At 69.1% G+C, this 21401-nt stretch carries 21 protein-coding genes and 1 riboswitch; of the genes, 12 read left to right on the plus strand and 9 right to left on the minus strand.

All coding sequences use genetic code 11. The annotated features are described in order from the left end of the window. Positions 1–14 precede the first annotated feature (14 nt). Both hemL and ACI7YT_RS01655 read left to right on the plus strand, forming a co-directional pair. Complete coding sequence (hemL, locus tag ACI7YT_RS01650; protein ID WP_406248561.1) at positions 15–1340, plus strand: glutamate-1-semialdehyde 2,1-aminomutase; 1326 nt, start codon at positions 15–17, stop codon at positions 1338–1340. A gap of 86 nt (positions 1341–1426) precedes the next feature. Further along, a complete protein-coding gene (locus ACI7YT_RS01655; RefSeq protein ID WP_376176373.1) occupies positions 1427–1876 on the plus strand; it encodes a hypothetical protein in 450 nt (149 codons plus the stop codon). Between the two features lie 3 nt (positions 1877–1879). Here ACI7YT_RS01655 and ACI7YT_RS01660 read toward each other — a convergent pair whose 3' ends face one another. Beyond that, a complete protein-coding gene (locus ACI7YT_RS01660) occupies positions 1880–3565 on the minus strand; it encodes an ABC transporter ATP-binding protein (RefSeq protein WP_406248563.1) in 1686 nt (561 codons plus the stop codon). Between the two features lie 100 nt (positions 3566–3665). On the opposite strand from ACI7YT_RS01660, the gene ACI7YT_RS01665 reads away from it, so the two are divergent. The 3 genes from ACI7YT_RS01665 to ACI7YT_RS01675 all read left to right on the plus strand — a co-directional run bounded on the left by ACI7YT_RS01665 (position 3666) and on the right by ACI7YT_RS01675 (position 8708). Next, on the plus strand, positions 3666–4724 hold the full coding sequence (locus tag ACI7YT_RS01665) for an enoyl-CoA hydratase/isomerase family protein (protein ID WP_406248565.1): 1059 nt from the start codon (positions 3666–3668) through the stop codon (positions 4722–4724). A gap of 148 nt (positions 4725–4872) precedes the next feature. After that, positions 4873–6600 carry an ABC transporter ATP-binding protein gene (locus ACI7YT_RS01670; protein WP_406248567.1) on the plus strand — a complete coding sequence of 576 codons (1728 nt, stop codon included), beginning with the start codon at positions 4873–4875 and terminating at the stop codon, positions 6598–6600. After that, positions 6597–8708, plus strand: coding sequence for an ABC transporter ATP-binding protein (locus ACI7YT_RS01675; RefSeq protein ID WP_406248568.1), 2112 nt, complete (start codon positions 6597–6599; stop codon positions 8706–8708). Before ACI7YT_RS01670 ends, ACI7YT_RS01675 begins: the two co-directional genes overlap by 4 nt. A 135-nt stretch (positions 8709–8843) precedes the next feature. Here the strand turns inward: ACI7YT_RS01675 and ACI7YT_RS01680 are convergent, their stop codons facing one another. Continuing rightward, positions 8844–10544: a D-alanyl-D-alanine carboxypeptidase gene (locus tag ACI7YT_RS01680; RefSeq protein ID WP_406248570.1), complete on the minus strand. Its 1701-nt coding sequence runs from the start codon at positions 10542–10544 to the stop codon at positions 8844–8846. A 60-nt stretch (positions 10545–10604) separates the two neighbouring features. Continuing rightward, positions 10605–10714, plus strand: a riboswitch (TPP riboswitch). On the opposite strand from ACI7YT_RS01680, the gene ACI7YT_RS01685 reads away from it, so the two are divergent. From ACI7YT_RS01685 to ACI7YT_RS01695, 3 genes are all read left to right on the plus strand, one after another. Then, positions 10713–11360: an ECF transporter S component gene (locus ACI7YT_RS01685; RefSeq protein WP_406250471.1), complete on the plus strand. Its 648-nt coding sequence runs from the start codon at positions 10713–10715 to the stop codon at positions 11358–11360. It overlaps the preceding riboswitch by 2 nt. Before the next feature lie 7 nt (positions 11361–11367). Further along, positions 11368–12819 (plus strand): ABC transporter ATP-binding protein, encoded by a 1452-nt coding sequence (locus ACI7YT_RS01690; RefSeq protein WP_406248571.1) that lies wholly within the window; start codon positions 11368–11370, stop codon positions 12817–12819. Beyond that, the gene (locus ACI7YT_RS01695; RefSeq protein ID WP_406248573.1) at positions 12816–13595 is read left to right on the plus strand and encodes an energy-coupling factor transporter transmembrane component T family protein; all 780 of its coding nucleotides are present in this window, start codon (positions 12816–12818) and stop codon (positions 13593–13595) included. Before ACI7YT_RS01690 ends, ACI7YT_RS01695 begins: the two co-directional genes overlap by 4 nt. A gap of 1 nt (position 13596) precedes the next feature. On the opposite strand, the gene ACI7YT_RS01700 is transcribed toward ACI7YT_RS01695, so the two are convergent. Both ACI7YT_RS01700 and ACI7YT_RS01705 read right to left on the minus strand, forming a co-directional pair. Next, positions 13597–14322: a phosphotransferase gene (locus ACI7YT_RS01700; RefSeq protein ID WP_406248574.1), complete on the minus strand. Its 726-nt coding sequence runs from the start codon at positions 14320–14322 to the stop codon at positions 13597–13599. 48 nt (positions 14323–14370) lie between these two features. Beyond that, positions 14371–14730 carry a DUF488 domain-containing protein gene (locus ACI7YT_RS01705; RefSeq protein ID WP_406248576.1) on the minus strand — a complete coding sequence of 120 codons (360 nt, stop codon included), beginning with the start codon at positions 14728–14730 and terminating at the stop codon, positions 14371–14373. Positions 14731–14827: 97 nt separating this feature from the next. Here ACI7YT_RS01705 and ACI7YT_RS01710 point away from each other — a divergent pair, with 97 nt between their 5' ends. Together ACI7YT_RS01710 and ACI7YT_RS01715 are read left to right on the plus strand one after the other, a co-directional pair. Next, positions 14828–15589, plus strand: a complete 762-nt coding sequence (locus ACI7YT_RS01710) for an SDR family NAD(P)-dependent oxidoreductase (RefSeq protein WP_406248577.1) — start codon at positions 14828–14830, stop codon at positions 15587–15589. Between the two features lie 27 nt (positions 15590–15616). Further along, positions 15617–16447 carry an SDR family oxidoreductase gene (locus ACI7YT_RS01715; RefSeq protein ID WP_406248579.1) on the plus strand — a complete coding sequence of 277 codons (831 nt, stop codon included), beginning with the start codon at positions 15617–15619 and terminating at the stop codon, positions 16445–16447. A 12-nt stretch (positions 16448–16459) separates the two neighbouring features. Here the strand turns inward: ACI7YT_RS01715 and ACI7YT_RS01720 are convergent, their stop codons facing one another. The 3 genes from ACI7YT_RS01720 to ACI7YT_RS01730 are packed head-to-tail and all read right to left on the minus strand — an operon-like array spanning position 16460 to position 18337. Then, a complete protein-coding gene (locus ACI7YT_RS01720) occupies positions 16460–17191 on the minus strand; it encodes a sulfite exporter TauE/SafE family protein (protein ID WP_406248581.1) in 732 nt (243 codons plus the stop codon). Next, positions 17188–17826, minus strand: a complete 639-nt coding sequence (locus tag ACI7YT_RS01725) for a bifunctional 4-hydroxy-2-oxoglutarate aldolase/2-dehydro-3-deoxy-phosphogluconate aldolase (protein WP_406248583.1) — start codon at positions 17824–17826, stop codon at positions 17188–17190. The genes ACI7YT_RS01720 and ACI7YT_RS01725 overlap by 4 nt, the downstream gene beginning before the upstream one ends. Positions 17827–17881: 55 nt before the next feature. Beyond that, on the minus strand, positions 17882–18337 hold the full coding sequence (locus tag ACI7YT_RS01730; protein ID WP_406248584.1) for a hypothetical protein: 456 nt from the start codon (positions 18335–18337) through the stop codon (positions 17882–17884). 65 nt (positions 18338–18402) lie between these two features. Between ACI7YT_RS01730 and rlmN the strand changes: the two genes are divergently transcribed. Further along, the gene (gene rlmN, locus ACI7YT_RS01735; RefSeq protein WP_406248586.1) at positions 18403–19677 is read left to right on the plus strand and encodes a 23S rRNA (adenine(2503)-C(2))-methyltransferase RlmN; all 1275 of its coding nucleotides are present in this window, start codon (positions 18403–18405) and stop codon (positions 19675–19677) included. A gap of 84 nt (positions 19678–19761) precedes the next feature. On the opposite strand, the gene ACI7YT_RS01740 is transcribed toward rlmN, so the two are convergent. Further along, positions 19762–20379 (minus strand): NAD(P)H-dependent oxidoreductase, encoded by a 618-nt coding sequence (locus ACI7YT_RS01740; protein ID WP_406248587.1) that lies wholly within the window; start codon positions 20377–20379, stop codon positions 19762–19764. Positions 20380–20443: 64 nt separating this feature from the next. Here ACI7YT_RS01740 and ACI7YT_RS01745 point away from each other — a divergent pair, with 64 nt between their 5' ends. After that, the gene (locus ACI7YT_RS01745; RefSeq protein WP_406248589.1) at positions 20444–21013 is read left to right on the plus strand and encodes a TetR/AcrR family transcriptional regulator; all 570 of its coding nucleotides are present in this window, start codon (positions 20444–20446) and stop codon (positions 21011–21013) included. On the opposite strand, the gene ACI7YT_RS01750 is transcribed toward ACI7YT_RS01745, so the two are convergent. After that, complete coding sequence (locus tag ACI7YT_RS01750) at positions 20991–21383, minus strand: hypothetical protein (RefSeq protein WP_406248591.1); 393 nt, start codon at positions 21381–21383, stop codon at positions 20991–20993. The two genes, ACI7YT_RS01745 and ACI7YT_RS01750, sit on opposite strands and share 23 nt — an antisense overlap. Positions 21384–21401: the final 18 nt, after the last annotated feature.

The raw sequence follows: 21401 nt of genomic DNA on the forward strand, positions 1-21401 counted from the left end.
ACGAGGACTCGTACATGACCGACCGCAATGACGACCTGTTCGACGCCGCTCGCGCGGTGACCCCCGGCGGAGTGAATTCGCCGGTGCGCGCCTACGGGTCCGTCGGCGGGACGCCGCGCTTCCTCGCTTCTGCGCAGGGCGCCACGGTGACGGATGCCGCAGGCGACACGTACATCGACCTCGTGGCGTCCTGGGGGCCCGCCCTGCTCGGCCACGCGCATCCCGAAGTGGTCGCCGCGGTGCAGGATGCGGCGACCCGCGGCCTCTCGTTCGGCGCCCCCACCGAGGGGGAGGTCGAGCTCGCCCGCCTGATCGTCGACCGCGTCCGCGTCGGCGAGCACGCTCCGGTGGAGCGCGTGCGGCTGGTCTCCACCGGCACCGAGGCGACGATGACGGCGATCCGTCTCGCCCGCGGGGCCACAGGGCGCGACCTGCTCGTGAAGTTCGCCGGTCACTACCACGGCCACTCCGACGGTCTGCTGGCCGCAGCGGGATCCGGGGTGGCGACGCTCGCGCTGCCCGGGTCGGCAGGCGTGCCGGCGCCGATCGCGGCGCAGACCCTCGTGGTGCCCTACAACGACCGTGCCGCGATCGAGCAGGTCTTCGCCGAGCACGGCGACCGCATCGCGGCGATCATCGTGGAGGCGGCCGCGGCGAACATGGGCGTCGTCGCTCCGGAGCGCGGTTTCAACGCCTTCCTCGCCGACACCGCGCACGCGCACGGCGCGCTGCTCATCCTGGACGAGGTGCTGACCGGATTCCGCGTCCACCCCGCCGGTTTCTGGGGTCTGCAGGCCTCGGCCGGCGACGTGTACCTGCCCGACATCATCACGTTCGGCAAGGTCGTCGGCGGAGGGATGCCGCTGGCAGCGCTCGGCGGCCGCGCCGAGATCATGGATCTGCTCGCTCCACTCGGGCCGGTGTACCAGGCGGGGACGTTGTCAGGGAACCCGCTGTCGGTGGCCGCCGGGCTCGCGACGCTGCGGCTGGCGACACCCGAGGTCTACGCACGGGTGGATGCCGCGGCATCCCGCCTCGCCGATGCCCTCGATGCCGCACTCACCGAGGCCGGCGTCGTGCACGCCGTGCCCAGAGCCGGGAGTCTGTTCGGCGTGGTCTTCGCCGAACGGGCGCCGCGCGACTACGCCGAGGCGCAGGCGCAGGAGGCATTCCGGTACGCGCCGTTCTTCCACAGCATGCGCGAGCAGGGGGTGGCCCTGCCGCCGAGCGTGTTCGAGGCGTGGTTCCTCACCGCAGCCCACGATGACGACGCCCTGGAACGGATCGAGCGCGCGCTTCTGGCCGCGGCCGCGGCCGCTGCACTGGCCGCACGACCGTAACGCAGAAGGAATCTCACAACGGATCGTTGCCGTCCTGTGAGCAAGTCGCAGACATCTCGCAGGGGGACGCTGGCAGACTGAGAGTCATGGTGACGTTGCTGCTGGATCAGACGCAGCTCGAGGTCGTGCTCTCGCCCGTCGAGCGTGCCGCGACATTCCATCGGGAGAACATCCGTGTCGCGCGCGACACCATCACCAAGGTCCAGCTGACCGACGACGCGTGGACATGGCTGCGCGGCGTCCCCGGCCCTGGCACGCACATTCCGAGCATCCTCGCCGCCGGAACCTGGAAGGGGGCCGGCACGACCGACTTCGTCCTCATCCGTCGTCGACGCCCGAGCGTCGTCATCGACCTCGAAGGCGACGAGCTCTATCAGCGGCTGATCTTCACGACCCGGCACGGCCTCGCGCTGACGCAGGCGCTTCGGCTGGACGTGACGGAGGAGCTCGCGGACGTCGTCGAGATCGTCGCGACAGCGCCGACACCCGTCGTGAAGGGCAAGGGCCGCCCGGTCATCCGACCACGCCCGATCTGACCCTCAGGAGCGCGGGTGCTCCTGGTGCTCGCCGTGCTCGTGCTCGTCGTGCTCTCCGGGCGTCCCATCGCCCTCGGAGACATGCTCCTCGTGCGCGAACTCGGTGTACTCGGCGTCGGGCTCTGAAACGGCAGCATCGGCGTCGGCAGCATCGGAGTGCTCATACTGCTCCGGCTCCGCGGCATCCGGAGAGGAATCGACCGATTCGGGAGACTGCTCGGATTCGGCGTGCTCCTCAGCCGTCTCATCCAGCGGTCGTCCGGTGATGATCGCGGCCCAGGCGTCCGAGACGGCGGGGGTCGGCGACGTGTCGGTGCTGTCGTTCGACTGCGAGAGCCCGGCCGCCGCGGCCGCGAGACCGGAGACGCCGGGCAGCGGCCGATCGTCGGCCGCAGACACGGGCGCGAAGGAGTCGACCTCGTCGGCTGAGATGTCGTCCTCGTCGCCGTCGACGTTCGGGGCTGAGACGTTCTCGGCGACGACATCCGCCGCGACCGCAGGAGCGGCTTCGGCTGCCCCGTCCTCGTCGGCGTCCGTCGCGGGCTCGGGGGTCCTGGGCTCGGCATCGGCTGCGTCAGCCGCGGTCGCGGGCTCGGCATCGTCCGACCCGGCCTCTGCATCTGCCGCTGCGGCCTCGGCGTCCGCGGGTGCGGAGTCGACGTCCGCTTCCGGTTCGGTGTTCTCGGCCGCGACGTCAGCGGGCTCGGCATCCGCATCGGCCGAGACGACGGCAGGCGCGGGAACGATCGGAACCGCCACCTTCGCATCGGCGACTTCCGGCTTGCGCAACTGCACGGGTCGGTCGTTGACGAGGTCGAGGAAGACGTCCTCGAGCGTCGGTCCGCGCTGCTGCAGCGTGGTCAGCGCGACCCCGGCCTGAGCGGCCACGGTGCCGATCGTCTTGGCGTCGCTGCCGCGAACGGTGAGGCCGGAGCGCAGCACCTCGAACTCGAAGCCGGCCGCTTTCAGCGCGCCGGTGAGGCCGCTGCGATCCACGGCATCCACGACCACGGGCCCGGACGTCGGGTCCGCCAGTGAAGCGAGCGAGCCGGCGAACTTCCGCTCCCCATGCGCGATGACGAGGATCTCATCCGCGACCTGCTCGACCTCGCTCAGCACGTGCGAGGACACCAGGACGGTGCGTCCCTCGTCGGCGAGTCCGCGGATGAGCATGCGCATCCAGCGGATCCCCTCGGGATCCAGACCATTCGCCGGCTCGTCCAGGACGAGCGCTCCGGGGTCGCCGAGCAGGGCGGTCGCCGCGCTGAGCCGCTGACGCATGCCGAGCGACAGGGCTCCGATGCGGGTGCCGGCTTCGCCATCGAGACCGACGAACGAGACGACCTCCGAGACGCGCGACAGCGCGATGCCGTTCGCCTTCGCCGCGACGATGAGGTGCCGCTCGACCGTGCGTCGAGGGCGGAAGCCGGGGTCCTCGTGCATGGCACCGATGACGCGCGCCGGATGCTTCAGATCGGAGTACTGCGCACCACCGATGGTCGCGGTTCCCGAGGTGGGGCGGATCTGGCCGAGCAGCATCCGCAGCGTGGTGGTCTTGCCGGCGCCGTTCGGACCGAGGAACCCGGTGACGACGCCTGGTTCGACCCGTCCCGAGAAATCGGAAACGGCGGTGACGTCGCTGAAGCGCTTCGTCACACGGTCGAACTCGAGCACCTGTCCGTCGGGCATCGGGACCTCTCTTTGTTGGGCAGTCCTCTCTATCTTGTCGGAAATCCCTGAAAATCGTGCATTATCAGGGCGGAAACCGCCAGCGGGTAACGTGTCATCCGTGACCGATCAGCCCGCAGCATCCCGAGTCCTCGTCCGTGCCGAGGGTGCGCTCGGCCGACTCACCCTCAATCGCCCTGAGGCCATCAATGCCCTCGACCTCGGCATGATCCAGGACATCACCCGAGCGCTCGAAGCGTGGAAGATGGACACGGACGTCCAGATCGTCCTGCTCGACGGCGAAGGCCGCGGACTCTGCGCCGGAGGAGACGTACGAGCGCTCTACGATCAGATCCGGAACGGGGAGCCGGATCGCACGGCGGAGTTCTTCCGGGCCGAGTACGAGATGAACGCGCTGATCGCGGAATACCCGAAGCCGCTGGTCGCCTTCGCCGACGGCATCACGATGGGCGGCGGCATCGGCCTGGCCGGTCACGCGGCGATCCGCATCGTCACCGAGCGCTCCAAGCTCGCGATGCCGGAGACCCGGATCGGCTTCACCCCTGACGTCGGCGGCACCTACCTGCTGGGTCGTGCGCCGGGCCGGCTGGGCGAATACCTCGCCCTCACCGGGCGCACGCTGAACGGATCGGATGCCGTCTACACCGGGCTTGCGGACCACTACGTGCCCTCTGAGAACCTGGATGCGCTGCGCGAGGCGCTCGCCTATCGGGCCGACCCCACCGGGCCAGCCGAACTCGTCCTGCTCTTCGACGAGACGCCGGAGCCGTCCTCGTTGCGTGCGGAGCGGGCCTGGATCGACGAGGTCTTCTCGGCCGACTCCGTCGGCGAGATCCTGCGTCGGCTGTCCGAGCGGCCGGAGCCCGCGGCATCCGAGACGGCGGCTGTGCTCGCGGAGCTCGCCCCGACCGGACTCGCCGTGACGCTCGAGGCGGTGCGCGAAGCGCGCGAGGGCGACCTCCGCGCTGCGCTGACGGGGGAGTATCGCCGGGTGCTCTGGTTCGTGCACCACCACCCGGATCTCGTCGAGGGCATCCGTGCGCAATTGGTCGACAAGGACCGTACGCCGCGCTGGCAACCGGCGACGATCGCCGAGCTCGCTCCGGATGCCGGGGCCGGCGCCCGGGAGTTCGTGCCGAGCGTGCCGCTGTTCGCCTGAGATAGCTGGACACGGTGCAGATATCTGCTCCGACCGGCCGAATTCGTTCGCCCTGAGCGGATAACGCCCGGATCCTCTGGGCAATGTCCGTGGGGCGTGGCACGCTATCTGGTGGCCCATTCGGGTCCGCCGCTCAGAAGGAATATCCATGCTCGGAAAACTCCTGTTCCGCTATCTCTCCAAATACTGGCCGTTGCTCGTGGGCGTCCTGGTGTTCCAGTTCGCCAGCGCGCTGGCCACGCTGTACCTGCCCCGGCTGAACGCCGACATCATCGACAAGGGTGTCGCGCAGGCCGACACCGGCTACATCTGGAGCACCGGAGCATTCATGCTCATGGTCTCGCTCGGTCAGATCACGGCCTCGATCATCGCCACTTATTTCGCGGCCCGCGCCGCCATGAGCATCGGCCGTGACATCCGCGCCGACGTGTTCTCGCGCGTGAGCGGCTTCTCCGAGCGTGAGGTGTCGCAGTTCGGCGCCGGCTCGCTCATCACCCGCAACACCAACGACGTCCAGCAGGTCCAGATGCTGGCGATGATGGGCGCGACCATGTTCGTCATGGCGCCCATGCTCGCGATCGGCGGCATCATCATGGCCGTTCAGCAGGACGTCGGCCTGAGCTGGCTGATCGCGGTGTCCGTCCCGGTGCTGCTCATCCTCGCCGGGCTCATCATCGGCCGGATGGTGCCGCTGTTCCGGCGCAACCAGCGCAAGCTCGACAACGTGAACCGCATCATGCGCGAGCAGCTCACCGGCGTCCGCGTCGTGCGCGCCTTCGTCCGCGAGGACATCGAGGAAGAGCGATTCCGCGGCGCGAACACGGACATCATGATCCTCGGCCGCAAGATCGGTTCGCTGTTCGTGCTCCTGTTCCCGCTGTTCATGCTGATCCTGAACGTCACGGTCGTGGCCGTCATCTGGTTCGGCGGCATCGAGATCAACGAGGGCAACGTCGAGGTCGGCACGCTGTTCGCGTTCATGCAGTACATCGGCCAGATCATGGGCGGTGTCATCATGGCCAGCTTCATGGCGATCATGATCCCGCGCGCGGCCGTCTCGGCCGAGCGCGTCGGCGAGGTGCTGGATGTGGCCTCGACGCTGGAGCGCCCGGAGAACGGCGTCACGGAGTTCCCGACGCCCGGAGCCATCTTGTTCGAGGGTGTGGAGTTCACGTACCCGGGAGCGGAGTCGCCGGTGCTCACGAACATCGACTTCCGTGCGGAGCCGGGTGAGACCGTGGCCATCGTCGGTTCGACCGGCGCGGGCAAGACAACGCTCATCTCACTGATCCCGCGTCTGTTCGACGTCACCGGCGGCGCCGTGCGCGTGGGCGGCACCGATGTCCGCGAAGCGGATGTCGAAGAACTGTGGGACAGCATCGGGCTCGTCCCGCAGCGGCCCTTCCTGTTCACCGGCACCGTCGCATCCAACCTCCGCTACGGGCGCGAGGAGGCCACGGACGACGATCTCTGGAAGGCTCTCGAGATCGCTCAGGGTCGCGACTTCGTCGAGGAGATGCCCGACGGGTTGAACTCGCGCATCGCGCAGGGCGGCACGAACGTCTCCGGCGGTCAGCGTCAGCGTCTCGCGATCGCGCGCGCGATCGTGCACCAGCCGAAGGTCCTCGTGTTCGACGACTCGTTCTCGGCACTGGATCTCACGACCGATGCCCGCCTCAGACAAGCGCTGTGGCGAGAGCTGCCGGAGGTGACGAAGATCGTGGTCGCTCAGCGAGTGTCGACCATCACGGATGCCGACCGCATCGTCGTCCTCGAGGGGGGCACGATGGTCGGCGTCGGGACGCACGAGGAGCTCCTCGCGTCGAACGACACCTACCGTGAGATCGTCGAGTCGCAGCTGGGGGTGGACGCATGAGCACTCCGGAACAGCTGACAGCCGACGAGCAGTACGAAGCCGAGCTCGCGGAGCAGGCGCGCCAGAACTCGGGCGACTGGGACGCGGTCGCGCCGGGCAAGGCCGACAACTTCGGCAAGAGCTTCGGTCGCATGATCGGGTTGCTCAAGCCGTCCGCCCTGTGGTTCGTCTTCGTGTCGATCCTCGGCGCGATCGGCGTCGTCCTCACCGTCGCGGCGCCCAAGGTGCTCGGCGAGGCGACCAACATCATCTACGAGGGCTTCATCTCGAAGAGTCTCGGCGACTCGGGCGTTCCAGCCGGGACGTCCCAGGAGCAGATCGTCGAGATGCTCCGCGCCCAGGGGCAGGACGACTTCGCGAACATGGTCGCGGCGTTCAGCGACTTCCAGGTCGGTGCCGGCATCGACTTCGACCGCCTGCGCTGGATCATCATCGCGGTGCTGGCGATCTACGTCGGCGCGGCTCTGCTGACCTGGATCCAGGGCTACGTGATCAACGTCATCATGGTGCGCACGATGTGGCGCCTGCGCGAGGACGTCGAGGCGAAGATCAACCGTCTGCCGCTGTCGTACTTCGACAAGGTGCAGCGTGGTGAGCTGATCTCGCGCGTCACGAACGACATCGACAACATCACTCAGACCATGCAGCAGTCGCTCTCGGGCGCGCTGACGTCGATCCTCACCGTGATCGGCGTGCTCTGGATGATGTTCACGATCTCGTGGCAGCTCGCGCTCGTCGCACTCGTGGCACTGCCGCTGATGGGAGTCATCTTCGGCGTCATCGGCCCCCACTCGCAGAAGGCGTTCGGCACCCAGTGGCGCAAGGTCGGCCGACTGAACGCCCGCGTCGAGGAGGCCTTCTCGGGTCACGCGCTGGTCAAGGTCTTCGGCCGTGAGCAGGACGCACTGGACAAGTTCCAGGTCGAGAACGAGGAGCTCTTCCAGGCGAGCTTCAAGGCGCAGTTCCTGTCGGGCATCATCATGCCCGCCATGACTTTCGTCGGAAGCCTCACGTATGTCGGCATCGCGGTGCTCGGCGGTCTCATGGTCGCCAGCGGCCAGCTCCGTCTCGGTGATGTCCAGGCGTTCATCCAGTACTCGCAGCAGTTCACCCAGCCGCTCAGCGAACTGGGCGGCATGGCGGCGGTCGTGCAGTCCGGTACCGCCTCGGCGGAGCGGGTGTTCGACTTCCTGGATGCCGATGAGCAGGAGGCGGACGACGAGAACGCCCCCGAACTCGAGGACGGCAAGGGCGTCATCGAGTTCGAGAACGTCTCGTTCTCGTACACACCGGAGCGTCCGCTGATCAAGGACCTGTCCTTCCGGGTGGAGCCCGGTCAGACGGTCGCGATCGTCGGACCGACCGGTGCCGGCAAGACGACACTGGTCAACCTGATCATGCGCTTCTACGAGCTCAGCGGCGGGCGCATCCTGCTCGACGGTCAGGACATCGCCGATCTCACGCGTTCGGATCTCCGCTCGCGGACCGGAATGGTGCTGCAGGACCCGTGGCTGTTCGCCGGTTCGATCCTGGAGAACATCCGGTACGGCCGCGCGACGGCGTCCGACGACGAGGTGCTCGCGGCTGCGAAGGCGACCTATGTCGACCGGTTCGTGCATGCGCTTCCGGACGGCTACGAGACGGTCCTCGATGAGGACGCGTCGAACGTGTCGGCGGGTGAGCGACAGCTCATCACGATCGCCCGCGCGTTCGTGGCGCAGCCTTCGATCCTCATCCTCGATGAGGCGACGAGCGCTGTGGACACCCGCACCGAGCTGCTGCTGCAGCACGCCATGGCGGCGCTGCGACAGGGCCGGACGTCTTTCGTCATCGCGCACCGTCTGTCGACGATCCGCGACGCCGACCTCATCCTCGTGATGGAGCACGGCGACATCGTCGAGAAGGGCACGCACGACGAGCTCATCGCCGCGCAGGGCGCGTATTGGCGGCTGTACCAGTCGCAGTTCGAGCAGGCGGCGACCGACATCGATGCCGAAGAGGCGCTCACCGCGTCGACCCCCGTGGTCGTCACCGGTGACGCGGACGAGGCGGAAGACGCCGGGATCGCTGTCGCGGCCGGCGAGCCGGAATCCGACGACAAGGCCTGACCCCGCGCGTACGAAGGGCCGCCACCCATCCGGGTGGCGGCCCTTCGTCGTTCACGGAGCGGGGGAGGGTCGCGTGTGGTCGCCTCGCACGCGTTCACGCGACCGAACGCGCCACCTCGGCGACGCACGCTGGTGTCAGTCGGTGACGCCGAGCAGTTCGAAGGGATGCGTCAGCCGCCACCAGGCGCTGGGCCCTTCGAGCTCTTCGGCGAGCACGACGGGAATCTCCACCGCGTTCACCGGACCCGTGACGCTCATCGAGCCGACGGCCGCGCCGGATTCTCGTGTATCACCCAGATCGAACGTCACCTCGGCGGTGGGCACGGTCGTGTTCCAGAGCACGACGTTCGCGTCGGCATCCGTGACGATCTCGGCGCTCGCGCCCCACGGCGTGCTGATCTCACCGACGACCGTGTCCGCCGTGACGGCAGGACCCTGGGCCTGCAACTGCGCCTCGACCTGCTCGTACAGCGCGCGGCTGGCTGCGAGCCGTTCCTCGTCGCTCTCCTGACCGAGCACGGACGCATAGATGCGGACATCCGTGTCGCCGACCGTGACGTCCTTGGCGCTGAGCAGGTTGTAGTCGTCGTCCAGCGAGCCGGTCTTGATCCCGACGATCCCCGGATCGCCGAGCAGGCCGTTGGAATTGGTGACGAGGCCGGCACCGGGCAGCTCCACCGAAGCGGTGCCGACGATCTCGGCGAAGACCGGGTTCGCCATGGCGATGGAGGCCAGGGCGGTCAGCGATGCCGGTGAGGCGACGTTGCGGTCGTTGCGTCCGGCCGGCGTCACGATCGTGATGTCGTTCAGCCCGCGTGCCGCGAGCCACTGCTCTGCGGCGGCGGCGAACTCGCGGTCGGAGCCCCAGATCTCGTCCGACAGGCGGTCGATGTAGTTGTTCGCCGACCCGAGAAGGATGCCCTGAAGCATCTGGTACTCGGTGAGCGTTCCGTCGACCGGGACATCCAGCGCGGACTGGTCGTCGCTGCGGTACGACCAGTACTCGACGGTGTCGCCGTAGTCGAACGCGTACTCCGGACCCTGCTCGCCGGGCTGCAGCGGCCGCGCGTCGAGCACGAGCATCGCGGACACGACCTTGGTCACGCTGGCGATCGGCGCTGTCTCCGTCGTGGACGCCGCCGAGCTGATGCCCTCGACGCTGACGCCGGCGCTCCCGACAGCCGGCCATGTCATGGCGGCCGCCGTCGCGCCGGCCGGCGTCACGGCGACGGCCTCGATCGTGGGCGGCAGTTCGTGGAGAGGCCACAGCAGAGTGGTGGCGGTGTAGGCGACGCCGAGGGCGACGAGCGTGCCGAGCGGCACAAGGATGCCGGGCTGCAGGAATCCGCGACGCGGAGCGCCCACCAGCAGATCGGGCTCATCACCGTTCGCGGCCGGCGCCTCGAGAGGTGCCGCCTGCGTCGCTGCTTCGACGTCGACGGGATCCACCCAGAGCAGGGCCGTCGCCGGAGAGTTCTCGTCGGCCCACGCGGCCGTCTGCTGCGCAGCCCCGGTCTGGTCCGCGAGCAGCGTGGCGAGCTCGGCATCCGCGTCGGACTTCTCGACCGCCTCGGCATCCGCATCGTGTCCTGTCGATGCGGCCGGCACGGCCGGTGCGGCGTCGGCGGCAGACGGCTCGTCGACGGCGTCGTCCGCAGCCTCGGGCGTCACGGCCACCGGTGTGGTCGGCGTATCCGAATCGTCCGGATCCGCGTTCGTCGCGTCGACCGTTCCGACGGCATCCGCATCCGTGGCCACCGGGATCGCCCCCGTGCGTCGACGCAGCTCACGGCGCGTCAGGGCACCGCTGTCGTCGGTCTGCTCATCGAGGGTCACTTGAATACGGTACCGAATCCGCATGTGACAACGCCGCATTGGCCGAGGAGTATGATCGTCCACACAACCCACGGGAGTCCGGCGAGCCGGGCTGAGAGGAAGCGATCCGCGCTTCGACCGTCGAACCTGATCCGGATCATGCCGGCGCAGGGAGGAGATCAGATGAGTATGTCCGCATCCGCTTCCGCAGAAGCAACCGACGCAGCAACGGCTTCCGCCGTCACGCACCCGTACCGCTGGCGCGTCGTCGACATCGTCGTCGCCGCCGTTCTCGGCGTCGCGATCGGCCTGCTGTTCTGGGGTTGGAACATCATCGGCGGGGCCTGGTTCGGGGCTGCCGATGCGCTGACCCCCGGCCTCGGCGGCATCGCCGTCGGCATCTGGCTGATCGGTGGAGTGATCGGCGGCCTCGTGATCCGCAAGCCGGGCGCCGCCTTTGTCGTCGAGGTCGTCGCCGCCATCGTCTCGATGCTCATCGGCAACGTGTGGGGCGTCGGCACCGTGCTGTCCGGCATCGCCCAGGGGCTGGGGGCCGAGCTCGTCTTCGCGCTGTTCTTCTACCGCCGTTTCGGAATCGCGGTCGCGATGCTGGCGGGCGTCGGCGCCGCCGTCGGTGCGTGGGTGTGGGAGTTCTTCGGCGGCAGCTCGCCGAACATCCTCAAGTCGCTCGAATTCAACGCGATCTACCTGACCACCCTCGTGATCTCGGGGGCGATCCTCGCCGGTGTCGTCGGATGGCTGCTCGTCCGAGCGCTCGCCGTCACCGGGGCGCTGAATCGCTTCGCGGCGGGGCGAGAACTCGTCCGCGAGGTCTGAGCTGAGCATGAACGCCCCGGTGCGCGTCCAAGCCGCGGGGTGGGGCTGGCGCTATGCGGGCCGGAAGGCGCCGGCCGTCAGCGACGTCTCGTTCACGATCGAACCGGGTGAGCGCGTCCTGCTGCTCGGAGCGTCCGGGGCCGGGAAGTCCACCCTTCTCGCCGGTCTCGCCGGAGTCCTCGGCGACGCAGACGAGGGTGTACGCACCGGGTCGCTGCTGATCGACGGGGCAGCCCCGGAATCGGCGCGTGGCCGCACCGGGCTGGTCCTGCAGGACCCGGATGCCGGGATCGTGCTGTCTAAGGTCGGCGACGACATCGCGTTCGGATGCGAGAACCTCGGCGTTCCGGCATCCGAGATCCCGGGCCGCGTGGCCGAAGCGCTCGAGGCGACCGGGCTCGACGTGCCGCTGAACCGGCCGACCAAGGCGCTGTCCGGAGGGCAGAAGCAGCGGCTCGTGCTCGCCGGTGCGCTCGCGATGCGGCCGGGCCTGCTGCTGCTGGACGAGCCGACGGCGAACCTGGACCCTGCGGGTGTCCGGGAGGTGCGGGCGAGCGTCGAGCGCGCGGTCGATGCGACCGGCGCGACGCTCGTCGTCGTCGAGCACCGCACTCCGGTGTGGGCCGACCTCATGACGCGCGTCATCGTGCTCGCCGCCGACGGCGGGCTGCTGGCCGACGGCTCGCCCGCCCGCGTCTTCTCCGAGCACGGCGCGGCGCTGACCGATGCCGGAGTGTGGGTTCCGGATGCCGGGATCCACCTGCCCGAGCTCGACGCGGCCACTGGAGAGGCGGTGCTCTCGGCATCCGATCTCGCGATCGCGCGCGAGCAGCGCACGATCGTCCAGGCGGGACTCGACGTCGTCGTTCCTCGCGGCAGCGCGACGGTCGTCTCGGGGCCCAACGGTGCGGGCAAGTCGACGCTGGCGCTCACACTGGCGGGCCTCATCCCCGAGCGTGCCGGAGAGGTGGTCGCGGCAGCGGATCTGGCAGGTCGCTCCGGCCGACGCCCGTTCCGGTGGTCGTCGCGCGAGCTGCTGACCCGCATCGGGACGGTGTTCCAGGAGCCAGAGCATCAGTTCCTCACGCAGACGCTGCGCGACGAGCTGGCGGTCGGTCCGAAGGCGCTCGGCTGGGATCGGGCGCGGACGGATGCCGTGGTCGACGGGTTGCTGGACCGACTGGGGCTCGCCCCGCTCGCGCTCGCGAACCCGTTCACGCTGTCCGGCGGGCAGAAGCGCCGGCTGTCGGTGGCGACGGTGCTCGCGGCATCCCCCGAGGTGATCGTGCTCGACGAGCCGACCTTCGGGCAGGACCGCCGCGGCTGGATCTCGCTCGTCGCCCTGCTGCAGGAGGAGATCGCCCGGGGCAGGTCGATCGTCGCTGTGACGCACGACGAGGGCGTGATCCGACACCTCGGCGGGCACCGCATCGCACTGGAGAGCCGGGTGAGCGCATGACCGTCGTCGAGACCGAGCAGGTCGCCTGGCTCGACGGGGTCAACCCCGTGACGAAGCTCGTGCTCGCCCTCGCTCTGTCGGTGCCACTGTTCGCATCGATCGATGTGACGAGCGCCCTCGTGGCGATCGCGCTGCAGCTGCTGTGCCTGCCGTTGACCGGACTGACCTTGGGCACGGTCCTCAAGCGCCTGCTGCCGATCGTGATCTTCGCGCCCATCGCCGGGCTCAGCATGCTGCTCTACGCGGAACCTGCAGGTCACATCTACTGGAGCTTCGGATTCGTCACCATCAGCGACGACTCCATCGAGCTCGCGATCGCCGTCAGCCTGCGGGTCGTCGCGCTGGGTCTGCCGACGATCCTGCTGTTCGGGCGGACGGATCCGACCGAGCTCGCCGACGCCCTCGCGCAGGTCGCGAAGCTGCCGAGCCGGTTCGTGCTCGGCATCCTGGCCGGTGCGCGCATGCTCGGGCTCTTCATCGACGACTGGCGCACGATGGGGCTCGCTCGCCGGGCGCGCGGGGTGGGCGACACGGGAGCCGTCCGCCGGTTCTTCTCGATGGCCTTCGTGCTGTTGGTGTTCGCCGTGCGCCGCGGCACCAAGCTCGCCATGGCGATGGAGGCCCGCGGCTTCGGCTCCGGCATCGAGCGCACCTGGGCGCGCCCGTCCCGCCTGCACGGAAGGGATGCCGTGGCGCTCGTCGGAGGGCTCGCGATCATGGCGGTGGCGATCGTCGCAGCGGTCGCGGTCGGCACGTTCCGGTTCGTGGGGGCCTGAGTCAGCCGGCGTTCCACAGATCGCGGTAGTAGGCCAGGCGCTCGCGGTCGGGCTCGACGCCGTACGCCTCGATGAGCAGGTCGTCGAAGCCGGGGCCGACGTTCCACTCGGTGCTCATCGACGCGACGGCGATGTCCGCCCAGCGGTCGCCGGTGCCGAGCATGGCCAGGTCCACGTGCGCGATCGGGCGTCCGGCGTCGTCGATCAGCGTGTTGGGCATGCAGGCGTCACCGTGGCACACGACGAGACGGTCGATCTCGGGTCCCCCGCGCAGCTCTTCGGGAAGTCGGATGCCGCGACGCTCGGCGTTCGCGAAGCGGTTCGCCACGCTCCACTCCCACGGGCAATCCTCGACGGGAAGCGCGTCGTGCAGCATCCGCAGTCCCTCACCGACGGCGCGAACGGCCGCAGCCGGCTCCGCGATCCAGCGCGGATCGACGGCGCTGCGGGCGTCGATCGCCGATGTGACGAGCCACTCGTGCTCGGCATCCTGACCCTGCTCGATCACGGCCGGGACGCGCGTCCAGCGCCGGGCCCAGCGCATCCGTTCGGCCTCGTCGCGCATGTTCGCCTCGAGATCGTGCGGACCCCACTTGATGAAGCGATCGTCGTCGGTGCGGAACGTCAGCCCGCCGAGCTGGTTCTGCCACACGGGGACGAGCGCCGCACCGTCTGCGAGCTCGAGCACGCGCTCCGGCGCGTCGATCGACGAGGCGGGGATGGTCATGATGGATCCCTTCGGCGTTCACAAATCCTGATCGATGCTCGCACAGCCTCAGAGCAGTTCGCGAAGTGCCGCCTCCAGCACGACCGCATGATTGCGCCGCGCGTCGTGCGCTGCGTAGACGAGCGGGACGACCGGGTGCGTGCGCAGCTCGTCCGCCAGTGCGGCCAGCGCCGGCGCCGTCTCGTGCGCGAGTTCGGCCCGATATCGGTCGGCGTGCGCGTCCCATTCGTCGTCGGATGCCGCGTGCCATGCCGCGCGCAGGGCGGGACTCGGCGCGGTGTCCTTGGCCCAGAGATCGATGGCCGCGCGCTCCTTCGAGACGCCCCGTGGCCAGAGCCGATCGACGAGCACTCTGAACCCGTCGGACGCTTCGGCGGTGTCGTAGGCTCGCTTGCGACGCAGTTCCATGGCTCCAGCCAACACCCGCCGGGCACCCTCCGCCAGCGTGGGACTCGGAACCGCGTAAGCTGGAACTGAGTTGCACGATCGTTCGAAGGAGAACAGCATGCAGATCCAGGGATCGGGCGCCCTCATCACGGGCGGTGCTTCGGGACTCGGCCTCGCCACCGCGCGCGCTCTCGCCGCGGCGGGCGCCCACGTCACCCTGCTCGACCTGCCGGGTTCGGCCGGTGCCGCGCTCGCCGCAGAGCTCGGCGGCGCGTTCGCCCCCGGCGATGTGACCAGCCCAGCGGATGCCGCGGCCGCCGTCGCCGTGGCGAACACCGAGGCGCCGCTGCGCATCGTCGTGAACTGCGCCGGCATCGCTCCCCCGGCGAAGGTGCTCGACCGCGAGGGTGACCCTGGGCCGCTGGAGGACTTCGAGCGGATCATCCGCATCAACCTGGTCGGCACGTACAACGTCCTGTCCCAGGCGTCCGCGATCATCGCTAAGGCGACGCCGACGGACTCCGGCGACCGCGGCGTCATCGTCAACACCGCGAGCGTCGCGGCCTTCGACGGACAGATCGGACAGCCCGCCTACTCGGCATCCAAGGGCGGTGTGCACGCGATGACGCTTCCGGTGGCGCGCGAGCTCGCCCGCTACAGCATCCGGGTGTGCACGATCGCCCCGGGGATCATGGAGACGCCCATGCTGGCAGGGCTCCCCGAAGCGGCGCAGGCGTCGCTCGGCGAGCAGGTGCCGTACCCCGCGCGCCTCGGCAGGCCGGCCGAGTACGCGGCCCTCGTGCAGCACATCGTCGAGAACGGCTATCTGAACGGCGAGACCATCCGACTCGACGGCGCCATCCGTATGGCGCCGAAGTAGACACGAACTGCTGAGACTGGAGAACGCATGACCCTGGCAGGAAAGACCATCCTGATGTCGGGCGGCAGCCGCGGCATCGGCCTCGCGATCGCCCTTCGGGCTGCGCGCGACGGCGCGAACATCGCGATGCTCGCCAAGACGGACAGCCCGCATCCGAAGCTCGAGGGCACGATCCACACCGCGGCGGAGCAGATCCGCGCGGCCGGCGGCAACGCTCTGCCCATCGTGGGGGACGTCCGCGAGGACGACGACATCACCGAGGCCGTGCTGAAGACGGTCGGAGAATTCGGGGGCATCGATATCGTCCTCAACAACGCCAGCGTGATCGACCTGTCGCGCTCGCTCGACCTCGGCGCGAAGAAGTACGACCTCATGCAGGACGTCAACGTCCGCGGCACGTTCATGCTGTCGCGCGCGGCCGTTCCGGTCCTGAAGGATGCCGAGAACCCGCACATCCTCTCGCTGTCGCCGCCCCTGAACCCGACCCCGAAGTGGCTCGGCGCGCACACCGGCTATTCGCTGGCGAAGTTCGGGATGACGATGGTGACGCTGGGGCTCGCTGCCGAGTTCGCCCGCGACGGGATCGCCGCGAACACGCTGTGGCCGCGGACCACGATCGCCACGGCGGCGGTGCAGAACCTGCTCGGTGGCGACAAGGTCATGGCGGCCAGTCGTACGGCCGACGTCTACGCGGATGCCGCGTACGCGGTGATGCTCAAGCCGGCGCGCGAGTACACCGGCCAGAGCCTGATCGTCGAGGACGTGCTCGAGGCGGAGGGCGTGACGGACTTCTCCGGCTACGCCGCGATCCCCGGCACCCCGGACAGCGCGCTGTTCCCGGACATCTTCCTGGACTGATCGGCGCCGGGGTCAGATCAGCAGGTACACGGCACCGACGATCGTCAGGATGATGACGAGTCGATCGAACAGCTGCTGCGGCATCCGTTTCGCGAGCTTCAGGCCGACGAGCGCGCCGATGACGACCAGCGGGGTGAGCAGCACGTCCATCAGGAGCACCTGAGGAGTGAACAGTCCGATGCCCGCGAGGAACGGCACCTTCACCAGGTTCACGATCGCGAAGAACCAGGCCGATGTGCCGAGGAAGACCTGCACGGGCGTCCGGGTCGCAAGGAAGTACATCGACATCACGGGGCCGCCGGCATTCGCGACCATCGTGGTGAACCCGGCCATCGTGCCGTAGGTGATGCCGAGCATGGGTCCGCCGACCGCCTTCGCGGCCTGGCGTCGGCGCCACAGCGTCACCGCGATCATGAGGAGCAGGATGACCCCGATCGCGCGGCGGACGATGCGATCGTCGCCGTACGCGAGGAACAGGAATCCCAGGACGAGCCCGGCCACGACCGCTGGCGCGAGTCGCAGCAGGGTCGGCCAGTGCGCGTGGCGGCGGTACGCGATGAGCGCGAACACGTCGCCGACGATGAACAGCAGCAGCATCGCGGCGGTCGAGGTCCGCGCCGGCAGCACCGCGGCGAACAGCACCACGGACACCGTGGCGCTGCCGGGGATCGCGGTCTTGCCGAGGCCGGCCACCAGTGCGGCGACGCCCAGCAGAGCCCAGGCGAGCGGGGTGAGCTCGATCACGCCCGCACGGCGGCGAGCGCTGCGGAGAATCGCTCGGCACGCTGGGTCAGGTCGTCCCAGTCGGATGCCTTGATCGACGAGGCATTCGCCAGATCGCCACCCGCGCCGACGGCCACGGATCCGGCCGCGAACCAATCGGCGAGATTGTCCGGGCTCACGCCGCCGGTGGGCATGAGCGGGGCGTCGGGGAACGGGCCGCGCAGAGCGCCGAGGTAAGACGGTCCGCCCAGTGAAGCGGGGAAGATCTTCACGACGTCGACGCCGAGTGCCAGTGCGCCCATGACCTCAGTGGGCGTCATCGCGCCGGTCATCACGACGCGGCCGGTGTCGAGCATGGCGCGGGTGAGGTCCGGGAGCGTGCCGGGGCTGACCAGGAATTCGGCGCCGGCCTCGGCGGCAGCCTCGGCCTGCTCGACGGTCGTCACGGTGCCGGCGCCGATGTAAGCGGAGTCGCCGTGGCGGGTGATCAGCTCGCGGATCACCGCCGGAGCGTCGGGAGTCGAGTAGGTGACCTCGATGCCGGTCACGCCGCCGCGGATGATGGCCTCGGATGCCTCGAGAGCGAGCTCGGGCGAGGGGGCGCGCAGTACGGCGAGGACCCCGGTGGAGCGGGCGCGGTCGAGGCGGGCGGTCATGGGGTCTCCTTCGTCGGGCGGCGTGCGTTCATTCTCGCATCCCGAAGCCCTGTCATTACAAGTGGCTGCCCGTCTGCCCTGGGGTCCAGCCGTCGATGCGGTCCTTGGACTCCTTCAGCCCCCACCCGGTGTGCGCACGCAGCAGCTTGATCGCCTCGATCCTGCGCTCCGAAGCGATGAGGGCGTCGATCTCGGCGATCGCCTCGGGCGGGAGCGCGGATGCCGCGGCGGGAACCTTCGGGATCGCGGTCGTGGCCGGGGTGGTCGGAGACCAGGCGTCGATGCGGTTCTTCGCCTCCTGAAGGGTGAGACCAGGGGTGCTGTCGCGCAGCAGCTTGATGGCCCGGATCTTGTTGCCCTCGGCGACGAGGCGGTCGATGTCGGCGGCGGTATCCGCGGTCGTGGCCATCGGGGTCGGGGTCGGCGGAACGGTCGGCCGCATCGTCTTGCCGAGCCCGACGAACAGGATGATGACGCCCACGACGCCCAGTGCGATCCACAGCCATTCCACGCCGTCAGTCTACGGATGCCGTCGATCCCGCTGTCTCTCAGCCGTGACGCCGTACCCTGGAAGACATGACCGACACCTCCCGTGCGCCGCGCAAGACCGGCGCTGTGCGTCCCACGACGGCGCCCGCGGCATCCGGCACGCCGCAGGTGCGGCCAACGACCGAGGGCTGGACGCAGAAGAAGGATGCCGAGGGGCGGCCCCTTCTGCAGTTCGCCAGCCCGAAGCGCGGCAAGCCGCCGGTGCATCTGGCTGATCTCACCCCGGCCGAGCGCGTCGAGAAGGTGAAGGAGCTCGGGCTGCCCGGCTTCCGCGCCAAGCAGCTCGCGACCCACTACTTCAAGCACTACACCTCAGACCCTGCCGAGATGACCGACCTCCCCGCCGGCATCCGCGAGGAGCTCGTCACCGGGCTGCTGCCTCCGCTGATGACCGAGGTGCGCCGCCTCGAGACCGACAAGGGCGACACGATCAAGTTCCTGTGGCGTCTGCACGACGGCGCGCTCGTGGAGTCCGTGCTCATGCGCTATCCGGGCCGGATCACGCTGTGCGTGTCGAGCCAGGCCGGCTGCGGCATGAACTGCCCGTTCTGCGCCACCGGCCAGGCGGGCCTCACGCGCAACATGTCGGCTGCCGAGATCATCGAGCAGGTCGTCAGGGCCAATCGTGCGATCGCGAACGGCGAGCTGGGCGGCAAGAAGCGCGACGACCACTCGATGGAGCGCGTGAGCAACATCGTCTTCATGGGCATGGGCGAGCCGATGGCCAACTACAACCGCGTCATGCACGCCGTGCGGACGATGGTGGACGCCCAGCCGGACGGCTTGGGCATGAGCGCCCGCGGCATCACCGTGTCGACGGTCGGCCTCGTGCCGGCGATCCGCAAGCTCGCCGCCGAGGACATCCCGGTCACCTTCGCCCTCTCGCTGCACGCGCCGGACGACGAGCTGCGCGATGAGCTGATCCCGGTGAACTCGCGTTGGAAGGTCGACGAGGCTCTGGATGCCGCGCGCGAGTACTTCGACAAGACCGGCCGCCGCGTGTCGATCGAGTACGCACTCATCAAGGACATGAACGACCACCCCTGGCGTGCCGACCTGCTCGCGGACAAGCTCAACGCTCGCGGACGCGGCTGGGTGCACGTGAACCCGATCCCGCTGAACCCGACGCCCGGATCCATCTGGACCGCGTCGGAGGTGTGGGTGCAGAACGAGTTCGTGCGCCGGCTCAACGACGCCGGCATCCCGACGACCCTCCGTGACACGCGTGGCAAGGAGATCGACGGGGCCTGCGGGCAGCTCGTCGCGACGACCGAGGACGAGGCGGCAGCCGCCGCGGTCTGAGCCGGCTTCGCTCCTGTGCTCGTTCCGGTCGCAGAATCGGTCTCTCTGAGCGCATTCGCGTCGTTCGAGTCGCGAATTCTGTCGCTACGACCGCGCCGGAACGACACTTTCTGCGACCGGAGCAGCGGTGCTCATGCCGGCGCTCGCGTCGCGTGAACCGAGCCGTTCCGCGTTGCCCAGCCAGGTGGCGATCCGCTCGGGTCCGGCATCCTTCACTCCCAGCATCCGATGCGTGCGCACGGATCGGATGCCGCAGAGACGGAGCGTGTTGCGGGCGACCTGGGTCTGCGCCGGCAGCCCGGTGAAGGGCGCCGCGTACCACGGGGTGTCGGCGAGGAGCAGGAGTCTGCCACGGCGCGCGGTGAGCAGCCCCTCGGGCAGGCCGAGCTTCGTGTAGCGGTACTCCTGCTGCGGGAGCAGTGCGCGGTCGAAGAATCCCTTGAGCACGGCGGGGACCGATCCCCACCACAGCGGCGTCGCGACGACGACCGTGTCCGCCTCGCGCAGCGCGCGCTTCGCATCGGAGAGATCGGGCTCGAGCAGCATGCGCTCCCGGTAGCCGAAGTGCAGGTGCGGGTCGAAGTCCAGTTCGCGCAGGGCCAGCACGCGAGCGTTCCCGTGCCCTGCGGCGTACCGTCGAGCCAGCTCGGCGGTGAGCGAACGGGCGTCCGGGTGGCCGTCGATGATCAATGCGGTGGTCATGCGATCTCCTATGTTGACAGTGTCCATTTGCTTGACAGTGTCAACATAGGAGACAATGTTGCTCGTGTCAACTTCCCGAACGGCCTATCATCACGGTGATCTCGCCCACGCGCTCGAGGCGGCCGCGATGCGGCTGCTCGAGGACAAGCCGGCGCAGGAGATCAGCCTGCGCGAGATCGCGCGGTCGGCGAACGTCAGTCACAATGCGCCGTACCACCACTTCGCGGACCGGCAGGGCCTGCTGAAAGTGCTTGCCGAGCGCAGCATGGCCGATCTCGTCTCGGCGGTTCGCTCGGCGATCGCCGATGCGGGCGACCCGGTATCGGCGCTGATCGCGGGCGGCGGCGCGTACATCCGCTACGCCGTGCAGAACCCGAACGGCTTCGACGTCGTCTACGACCCGACCGTGTGCCTTCCCGGTGCTCCGACGGCGACGATGGCGCCGTTGATCGCCGAACTCGAAGAGTCGTTGGGGGCCGCAGCGGTCGCCGCCGGACTCGCGAAGGAGACGGACGTCCTCGCGCTGTGGGGCCTCATTCACGGCCTCGGCACGCTGTGCGCGGCCGGGCACTTCGATCTCGACTCCGCGCTCGCCGCCGAGGACGCCGCGATCAGGCGGATGCTGCCGACCTGAGCGGGCGCGTAATCTGTCGCTGAGCCCGCGCCGAAACGACAGTTTCTGCGATCGGAGTTCGATGGCGCAGAACTTCGGCGACCGTGTGGGCGCGCAGAGCCGGATGCCGCGACACGTGCAGTGCGATCGATCGCACCAGACTCACGATCGCGGGTTCGCGCGTCAGCCGTGCACCGGTCAGCGACGCGTCCAGATCGAGCGTCCACCTGGTGCCTGTCATCGCCTCCTCCAGGTCTCGCAGTGGTGCCCGCAGGGTGACGTCGCTGAGGCGAGTGTCGTCGTCGGCGAACCATTCCAGAAGCGCCTCGATGGTCCAATTGTGCGCAAATGGCTCAGTGAATGGCGAATCGGTCTGCTCGTGACGGCTCATTGGACCAGAATTCATGAG

Source organism: Microbacterium sp. M, assembly GCF_045181065.1.
In the GTDB taxonomy this organism is placed as follows: Bacteria; Actinomycetota; Actinomycetes; order Actinomycetales; family Microbacteriaceae; genus Microbacterium.